Source organism: Pseudomonas pharyngis, assembly GCF_021602345.1.
In the GTDB taxonomy this organism is placed as follows: Bacteria; Pseudomonadota; Gammaproteobacteria; order Pseudomonadales; family Pseudomonadaceae; genus Aquipseudomonas; species Aquipseudomonas pharyngis.
Genome location: NZ_BQID01000022.1, coordinates 51,834 through 59,073, shown reverse-complemented (window position 1 = coordinate 59,073; position 7,240 = coordinate 51,834). Strand labels below are relative to the sequence as shown.

At 51.9% G+C, this 7,240-nt stretch carries 12 protein-coding genes; 7 read left to right on the top strand and 5 right to left on the bottom strand.

Annotated elements, in window-relative coordinates; genetic code table 11:
* Positions 1–349 precede the first annotated feature (349 nt).
* Positions 350–1,561: a site-specific integrase gene (locus L6D74_RS27950; RefSeq protein ID WP_236191341.1), complete on the top strand. Its 1,212-nt coding sequence runs from the start codon at positions 350–352 to the stop codon at positions 1,559–1,561.
* Here L6D74_RS27950 and L6D74_RS27945 read toward each other — a convergent pair.
* Positions 1,554–2,048 (bottom strand): hypothetical protein, encoded by a 495-nt coding sequence (locus L6D74_RS27945; protein WP_236191340.1) that lies wholly within the window; start codon positions 2,046–2,048, stop codon positions 1,554–1,556. The two genes, L6D74_RS27950 and L6D74_RS27945, sit on opposite strands and share 8 nt — an antisense overlap.
* 163 nt (positions 2,049–2,211) lie before the next feature.
* On the opposite strand from L6D74_RS27945, the gene L6D74_RS27940 reads away from it, so the two are divergent.
* The 3 genes from L6D74_RS27940 to L6D74_RS27930 all read left to right on the top strand — a co-directional run bounded on the left by L6D74_RS27940 (position 2,212) and on the right by L6D74_RS27930 (position 3,239).
* Positions 2,212–2,412 (top strand): helix-turn-helix domain-containing protein, encoded by a 201-nt coding sequence (locus L6D74_RS27940; protein ID WP_236191338.1) that lies wholly within the window; start codon positions 2,212–2,214, stop codon positions 2,410–2,412.
* Positions 2,413–2,530: 118 nt separating this feature from the next.
* On the top strand, positions 2,531–2,767 hold the full coding sequence (locus tag L6D74_RS27935) for a helix-turn-helix domain-containing protein (RefSeq protein WP_236191336.1): 237 nt from the start codon (positions 2,531–2,533) through the stop codon (positions 2,765–2,767).
* A gap of 67 nt (positions 2,768–2,834) precedes the next feature.
* Complete coding sequence (locus L6D74_RS27930) at positions 2,835–3,239, top strand: hypothetical protein (RefSeq protein ID WP_236191329.1); 405 nt, start codon at positions 2,835–2,837, stop codon at positions 3,237–3,239.
* Between the two features lie 485 nt (positions 3,240–3,724).
* Here the strand turns inward: L6D74_RS27930 and L6D74_RS27925 are convergent, their stop codons facing one another.
* From L6D74_RS27925 to L6D74_RS27910, 4 genes are all read right to left on the bottom strand, one after another.
* Positions 3,725–4,051 carry a hypothetical protein gene (locus tag L6D74_RS27925; protein WP_236191328.1) on the bottom strand — a complete coding sequence of 109 codons (327 nt, stop codon included), beginning with the start codon at positions 4,049–4,051 and terminating at the stop codon, positions 3,725–3,727.
* Positions 4,048–4,293 carry a hypothetical protein gene (locus tag L6D74_RS27920; protein WP_236191326.1) on the bottom strand — a complete coding sequence of 82 codons (246 nt, stop codon included), beginning with the start codon at positions 4,291–4,293 and terminating at the stop codon, positions 4,048–4,050. The genes L6D74_RS27925 and L6D74_RS27920 overlap by 4 nt, the downstream gene beginning before the upstream one ends.
* Positions 4,290–4,475, bottom strand: a complete 186-nt coding sequence (locus tag L6D74_RS27915) for a hypothetical protein (protein WP_236191325.1) — start codon at positions 4,473–4,475, stop codon at positions 4,290–4,292. The genes L6D74_RS27920 and L6D74_RS27915 overlap by 4 nt, the downstream gene beginning before the upstream one ends.
* Before the next feature lie 93 nt (positions 4,476–4,568).
* Positions 4,569–4,793, bottom strand: coding sequence for a hypothetical protein (locus L6D74_RS27910; RefSeq protein ID WP_236191323.1), 225 nt, complete (start codon positions 4,791–4,793; stop codon positions 4,569–4,571).
* 232 nt (positions 4,794–5,025) lie between these two features.
* On the opposite strand from L6D74_RS27910, the gene L6D74_RS27905 reads away from it, so the two are divergent.
* The 3 genes from L6D74_RS27905 (at position 5,026) to L6D74_RS27895 (ending at position 6,655) form a co-directional block, all read left to right on the top strand.
* Positions 5,026–5,211 (top strand): YodC family protein, encoded by a 186-nt coding sequence (locus L6D74_RS27905; protein WP_236191321.1) that lies wholly within the window; start codon positions 5,026–5,028, stop codon positions 5,209–5,211.
* The gene (locus L6D74_RS27900) at positions 5,211–5,477 is read left to right on the top strand and encodes a DUF6953 family protein (RefSeq protein ID WP_236191320.1); all 267 of its coding nucleotides are present in this window, start codon (positions 5,211–5,213) and stop codon (positions 5,475–5,477) included. Before L6D74_RS27905 ends, L6D74_RS27900 begins: the two co-directional genes overlap by 1 nt.
* Before the next feature lie 401 nt (positions 5,478–5,878).
* Entirely contained in the window at positions 5,879–6,655 is a 777-nt protein-coding gene (locus L6D74_RS27895; RefSeq protein WP_236191319.1) for a tetratricopeptide repeat protein, read from the top strand.
* Positions 6,656–7,240: the final 585 nt, after the last annotated feature.

Below are 7,240 nucleotides of genomic sequence, written 5' to 3'. Positions count from 1 at the left end.
TCGACTTGGTCGACAACCGACAATTTAAAAGTCAGCGTGTAATCGCGTTGACTGCGTTTTGCGCCCGAATCCATTGCACCCTCCTGATAAGAAGCCAGAAGGTGTAAACCTTATTCAGGACGAGACAGCGACAACAAAAAAGCCCCGCCAGATCACTCTGCTCGGGGCTTTTTCCATAGATGGTGTCCCAGGGCAGGTTCGAACTGCCAACCTTCCCCTTAGGAGGGTCATTAGAGCCGCCAGCCCGCTTGGCCAACCCCTTTATTTATTGGGCTTTTCGTCCGGTTGTGTCCGTGAAAACGACGCCGTATAGTTCTTTTTGCACCCACCATGCACCCATGGGAACAAATTGAAAGAGAAGCTCACCGCCAAGCTGCTGGCGTCCCTGCAGATAACCGGCCAGGAATATGAGGTCTACGATACCACCGTCGGCGGTCTGTTCGTGCGCGTCACTGCCGCCGGCGCCAAGTCCTATGTAGTGACCTGGGCCAGGGGCCGAAAAAAGACATTGGGTCGCATTGGCATACTGACGTTGGAGCAAGCGCGAGCGGAGGCTACTCAATATCTCGCAGAGGCAAGAGCTCTGGGGGAACCGCTAGCCGTTACCCAAGGACGTAAAGGAGCTACCCTCCCCTCCTTACGCGAGTTCATCGATGACATATACATGCCTTGGTTCAAGACGCATCACAAAGGGCATGAGAAAACCTTGCACACGCTCGACCACAATTTCGAAGCAATCATGCCCCAGCGTCTCAATGCGATCACTGGCCGCGACCTGGACCAGATCCGTACGGGATGGATGCAGTCAGGCAATAAGCCGTCGACGGTCAACAGGAAAATGGGCTCGATCAGCGGCGTATTCAGTAGAGCCGTTGAATGGGAGTACATCGATGCCCACCCGATGGACAGACTCAAAGCCTTAAAGGTCGACTCGATGGGACTGGTCCGCTACTTAGATGCTGAAGAGACCAAACGGCTTCGGGAAGCACTAGATGCGCGTCAAGACGAAGCTCGCGCAGAACGTGAGAGTGCGAACAAGTGGCGAGCGGATCGCGGTAAGGAACTGATGCCGAGCTTGCTGCAGGTCCCATTCACCGACCACCTAAAGCCTATGGTCTTGGTATCACTGAATACGGGCATGAGGCGCGGAGAGCTGTTCGATCTGAAATGGTCCGCGGTGAACTTCCAAACGAAGACGATCACCGCCGCCGGCGCCACCACAAAAACAAGCGACACACGACACATCCCAATGAACAAGGAAACGGTGCACGTGTTGGAGGACTGGAAGAAGGTGGTCGGTAAATCTCGATACGTCTTCCCGAGTCAGGAAGGCGGCCGCCTTGAGGACGTTAAGAGCGCGTGGCTCAAGCTGCTAGAGCGAGCCAATATCGATGGGTTCCGCTGGCACGATATGCGTCACGATTTCGCGTCGCGGCTGGTGATGGTCGGCGTGCCGCTCAACACGGTACGAGATCTCCTGGGGCACGCAGATATAAAGATGACGCTTCGGTATGCTCATTTAGCACCTGGCACTAAAGCTGCTGCTGTTGAGCTTATTTAGCCTCGTAGGGAACAACAACCGGGGAGCTTTTGTGCTCCTCCACATGCGCCAATAGCTGCTCCCAATGCTCCCTCAGAACGTCCGTATCAATTTCATTCTTCTTATCCATTGCATGCGGGTATTCATCCCAGAAAAGCTTAGAGGCATAAATCGTTTCGCAAAGACGATTCTCTTCATAACTCAACAACTGCGGGCACACCCAATAGAGCATCATGAATCTGAAGGAGTCGTCTGTGCTGTAGACCTCGTTGCAAATCTTGTAAAGCGATACGTGCTGCGTCTTATCCTCTTCTAGCTCCTCATCCCAAAGGTCCGCCTTTACACGATAGTTGGTTGCGTACAGCTCAATTGCTGACTCAATTACGCCCGTAATTGATTGCCGTTTTTGCCGGGCGATCAGATCTATAAGAAATCGAACCTTAGGATCGAGCCTGAGCGTCAGAGCCTCGGTCTTACGTGCACCTTGGTTTGGTTTTTTCTTCACCACGTTGAGGCTCCTGCTGGCATAGCTAAATTTGAATACATGGTATCGATTGACGTGCGAGCAGTCTATCTGTCCAGTTTTGTACGCCATGTATTGCAGTTGACGTGCAGCACCTCTGCAGAATACGATTCTCATGCAGCCTGAAAAGCAGGCTTAAGGAGAATTTATGAATCAAGCTCAACATACCCCCGCCCTCGCCCTTGGCATTGACGAAGCTGCCCGGGCGATAGGCGTAGCCCGCTCCATGCTTTACGAGATCGTAGGCCGTGGGGAAATCGAAAGTTTCAAACTCGGTCGCCGCCGACTCATCCTGGTTAAGAACCTGGACGCATACATAAACCGCGTCGCGATGAAGGGCGCGCGCTAATGTGGAAAATAGATATGGGGGCAACATCGCGCAGGGATGCGCAGAGGATTGCCAAGGCGGTGCTCGAACACCGCCTTGGCGAGAACACACTGGATAGCACCAACGTGAAGAGCAAACTATGACACGCCATTCTTCAACCGAGCAAGACCATAAAATGATGGAGGCGCTGCGAAACGGCCCCGTCTCGACCATTGAAGCCGCAAAAGACCTGGATATCGTCCAGCCACCAAACACGATTCGCCGCCTCAGGAAAAAGGGGCATGAAATCCGTACCTACTGGACACATCAATCCACAGAGCCAGGCCGCCCCCCGCATCGCGTGGCCAAATACATCTTGATGCGCGAAGCGTCGTAAATCAGATATGCAGCGCTCCCCCCCGATCTGTTGGGGTGAGCGCTAGCAACTACCTGTGAGCCGCTGAATGGCCAGAAAGAAATCCTACAAGGTCGACTTTGGGGGCGGTCGAGTATTGGCCCTACCTTATCGACTGCTGATTAGCGACGCCTTCGACAATCTGTCGCCTAAGGCGGTATCAGTGCTGATCAAGCTGGCCAGGAACTACAACGGCCGCAACAACGGCGATCTTTCCTGCACAGCCACGATGATGGCCAAAGGAAGGCCTATGGACGCCAAAACTCTTGCCTCTGCCCTTTCCGAATTGATCGATGCTGGCTTGATTGTCCGAACTCGGGAGAGCCGAAAGGGGGGACGCGAACAAGGAATGGCACGCTGCGCGCTTTACGCACTCACTTGGGCGGCGATCGATGATTGCCCGGGAAAAGAGCTCGAATTATCTCCTGGCCCCCCGCGCTTCAAGTTCATCTGATTTTCGAGTTTTTCGGTGGGAATTTTTCCGCCTAGTACTGGGAAATTTTCCCAGTCACCAAGCCCTCGTTGTCCGGTTGCGTCCCGTTGTTTTTCTAAAATGGTGCAGTACTGGGATTTTTTCCCAGTACCTTTCAATAAAACCGGGGCCTCCAGAGAGGTATGCAGAAGGAAAAAATCCCACCCTTTATAAATTACCACCACCAGGGTTTATAAAATGGGACCTAAGACGTATCAGCAGGCGCGATGCACCCATGGTTATTCAGGTAAATGCAAAGGTGCTGGAGGCTTCACCTTTCTTGTTCTCGACTTCCTTCCTTGGACACTGATCGGTATGTGTCGCCCGTGTGCGGAAGAAGTGAGGAAGGATTTGATCTACCAAGTTGAAAAGGGCAAAGGCACATAGTCGTCGCCTGCCCTTAAACGAAAAAGGCACCACCCTGTAACGGGGTAGTGCCTTGGATACCACGAAGCTTTCGTAGTTTGTCAGTCGATGTCTGTAGGAGCGAACTGCTCAGCACCAGCCCGCAGTGAGCGCAGACCAATAACCGCCGCCCGGGCCACTCTGTCGATGAAGCCCGTTTCCAGACTTGTGCAGCGCCCTCCCATTCCCACGATCGCGAATTGGATCGCATGGAACGCCTCAGTCTCGTCGTGGGTGGCCAGCTCGGCAATCTCGACATCGAAGCAGGCGATGCCCTTTTCCCAGTCTCCAGGCACGCCGTAGTTGTACCGCGGCCAATTAATGAGCCGGCCGGCGTCATCGCGCTGGGTGAAGCTCAGATCGTCCCGCGATCGAATCACGGAGCTCATTGGGCCACCTCCACCGCGTCGAGCGTCTTCTGCATCTGATCGACTTCGCTGTCGACGTAGTTCGCCCAGTCGTAGCCTAGAAAGCTGCCGAGGCTGGCCAGCTCTTCGATGTCGTGCGACTTGCCGTGCTTCAAGTCCTTCGTGATGGCGTTGAACAGCACTCGCATATTACTGATGCGTTCGTGCGTGGCGCGCAGCAGTTCAAGGGCTTCGTCGGCAATACGGGCGGCTGGCTGGTTCATTGCGCACCCCCTACGCAGATTCCGCGGAATGGCGCGGCGCTTGGCAAAACCTTCACGCTGATGTCACCGAGGATCTTCAATGGCGCCAACTGGGCCAGCTTGATGTTGGCCGGCAGCACCATGGTGGTGATGATCTGGCCGTGCGCGTCCAAAATTTGGATGGTATTCTGTTTAAATTGCATGACGTTCACCTTCAAGTTGCGTCGTGTGATAGGCCCTCCCGGTGCTCGAACACCGGGTTGGCCACCTTCTAAATCGGCTAAATCCTCAGCCGGTTACTGCTTGCCCTTTTCGCTGATCCAGCCCGCCGCCCAGCTCAGCGGGTCTTTTGATCCCATGGGTTCCAACGGCTTCCCTGCCCTTGCCGCCCTGATTCCCTCCTTTGCCGTCTCTTCGTGAATCCACACTGTGGTGCGTTTGTAACCTGCTGCTTTCTGGCGCTCCGCAAATTCTCTCTGGCGATCCGCCCCAGTGCGCTTTCCCTTGTCCTGATCTTCCATACCCGCCCCCTGTTAGTGCTGACGCGAAAGTATATTGTCAGGATGTTAGTGCTGACGCAAGAGAAAGGATGAAAAATAATTGCAGACCTAGAGAAGACCAGGGCTAACCGACTGGGTTTCGGGTGGGTATGGGGGTTGCGATACGCGAGGGGCGGATCACACATCTTGAAAGCAAATGGCCAGTCCCCATGTACATTAAACAGGGATGGTCCCTGCTTACGAGGAAGAAAAGATGGCTAAACAAGGATTTGAGGTCGGTGATATCGTCAAGCTGAAGTCCGGTGGGCCTGACATGACGGTGCATAGCTATGAAAAGCAGTATGACCGGTACTGGTGTCAGTGGTTTGCGGGCAAGAAGCTTGAGAAAGGCCAATTCAACGAGGCATCGTTGGAGCGTAAAGCATCAGGAGGCAACTGATGGACGCTGGCGCAGTGGCGCAGTGGATGCTGTCGCAGGTTGAGCGTGAAGACTGCATCTACCAAGATGACGTGGTTGATCACATCATCAGAGCAGGCCACGAGGAGCTGCTGATTGAAAACGCTGACGGTAACCTGGTGCTTGGCAAGGAAGTGCTGGCAGCCTTCCGCAAGCTGACTCCAGACACTGTTGTCTGGGTAAAGCCAGATCGCTACTGGCGCTTCAGGGTCGCGGAGGATGAGCCGGGGCGCGATGCTAGAGGTTAATGCGACACGATAGGCCGCCGGCTATCGGCGGTCTGCTTCCACTGGTGGCGCATCAAGCCAAACGAATGAAAATTGGAAGGAGAAAAATTGTGTGGGCGCCTTTTGCTATGCCTTGCTCAACGGAAGCGAGCGCCTCGGCGCAAATATCTACTGAGCGGTCAAAGCTTTTTTCAAAATACCTTCTCTGTCAGTAGGTTACTGAAATAATCCTACCTGTACCCCACCGGAATTCACCTCTCATTTACGCAAAATGAAAAGGTTTGGTGACAGAGCATGAGGTGTAGGAGCCATTGACATGGATTTGGTACCGTGAGGTAATCCTCAGATAGAATGGTTCTGAAATTCCGGAATACATTTGTGTGTTTCATCGACGGTCAGGATGACCGGTGCCAGGAGGGGCAATGCCCGTAAAAGCAACGAATAGCGCCGATTTAACATCTCAGTTGAATATCCTTGCAAAAAAAAGGAATCCATCTGAGTTTGAAATGCGCTTATTTCGCAAGGAAGTCGAGGCACTAAAAGGCGTAAATGCAGATGAGTATTACATGCTCTTGGGTATGTTGGACGCCGTTCGGGGAGATCTACAATCTTCAGTAGAAAATCATGAAAGGGCTCTAAAGCTTTCCAAGGACCCAGTTGATTTGATGAACTATGGCCTCTCAATGCGACGGCTCGGTCAATTCCTCAAATCACAAGAGCTCATGCTTTTAGCATTCGAGCAAGCGCCAAACTCTCCAGAAACATTCAACGAAGTATGCTTATCTTTAATATTTTCTGGCGACTTCTCTATTATTGACGAAGCTCAAAACAGATTCAAACGTGCAAATCCCTCTTTTGACCTGTACGACATCGATACATACGCGAACATATTGCACATACGCGAATGCCTAGCAAAGAGTAGTATAAAAGAGTCTGAATACACCAAAATTCTTTCAACGCTAAGCAATGTACTTCTGAAGTACAATCTCAGCATAGAAGACCTAGATGTTGACCTTTCATCATTTGACGGTGTGAAGCACGTTTCTGTTTTCATTCGTGTTTACTTAGACTCACCAGAAAAATTATTTGAGATTAACGAACGCTTAGCGGACGAAGTTATCAGCATGGAAGACCTTGAGTGCTGGAACAGATTGATTTTGAATGTAATTAATTATGACTCGCAGGATGCGGTCGCCTAGGGAGTTAAGCTGTGGCCACAGACTACACGGATTTTATTAAGCAAGCCTGCGACATTCTCTCGCTTCCGCATCCTACAGAAATCAGTTATCGGTGCGCGATATCGAGATCTTATTATGGCGTCTACCATTCCGCTTTAAATTTTGCTGATTCTATTAGTACACCACCTATTAGCGCCACTGGCGGCCCAACTCACAGAAAATTATCACTTTACTTTGAAGACAGCTTTCATAGTGACAAATCGTTACGATTGAGGTTCCGTAAACTTGGATACTGCCTAAAACAACTCCACGACCTACGTTGTAGAGCAGACTACAATCTGAATGAAGGCATTACGGCGGCAGATGCAACCTCACACATTGAGCGCTGCAAGCTCCGCATCCAAGAAGTTGATAATCTCAATCGGGACATCGCGGCCTAACTCCTTTCTCAGCTAGACTCTAAAACACCAAGCTGCGCAGCAGATGGTGTTTTTTAGAGCAATTACACGCGACAACATCCTGCCCTCCTCGCGATATTCCCTTCAGCTATCTGCCAGAAATTTACAACCTAGCGTATCAGAGTGCGCCTATTCCCCTATCGATGTA

Coding starts and splice junctions, on each gene's coding strand:
- L6D74_RS27940 (WP_236191338.1), top strand. CDS start 2,212: ATGAATCAAGCTCAACATACCCCCGCCCTCGCCCTTGGCATTGACGAA.
- L6D74_RS27935 (WP_236191336.1), top strand. CDS start 2,531: ATGACACGCCATTCTTCAACCGAGCAAGACCATAAAATGATGGAGGCG.
- L6D74_RS27930 (WP_236191329.1), top strand. CDS start 2,835: ATGGCCAGAAAGAAATCCTACAAGGTCGACTTTGGGGGCGGTCGAGTA.
- L6D74_RS27925 (WP_236191328.1), bottom strand. CDS start 4,051: ATGAGCTCCGTGATTCGATCGCGGGACGATCTGAGCTTCACCCAGCGC.
- L6D74_RS27920 (WP_236191326.1), bottom strand. CDS start 4,293: ATGAACCAGCCAGCCGCCCGTATTGCCGACGAAGCCCTTGAACTGCTG.
- L6D74_RS27915 (WP_236191325.1), bottom strand. CDS start 4,475: ATGCAATTTAAACAGAATACCATCCAAATTTTGGACGCGCACGGCCAG.
- L6D74_RS27910 (WP_236191323.1), bottom strand. CDS start 4,793: ATGGAAGATCAGGACAAGGGAAAGCGCACTGGGGCGGATCGCCAGAGA.
- L6D74_RS27905 (WP_236191321.1), top strand. CDS start 5,026: ATGGCTAAACAAGGATTTGAGGTCGGTGATATCGTCAAGCTGAAGTCC.
- L6D74_RS27900 (WP_236191320.1), top strand. CDS start 5,211: ATGGACGCTGGCGCAGTGGCGCAGTGGATGCTGTCGCAGGTTGAGCGT.
- L6D74_RS27895 (WP_236191319.1), top strand. CDS start 5,879: ATGCCCGTAAAAGCAACGAATAGCGCCGATTTAACATCTCAGTTGAAT.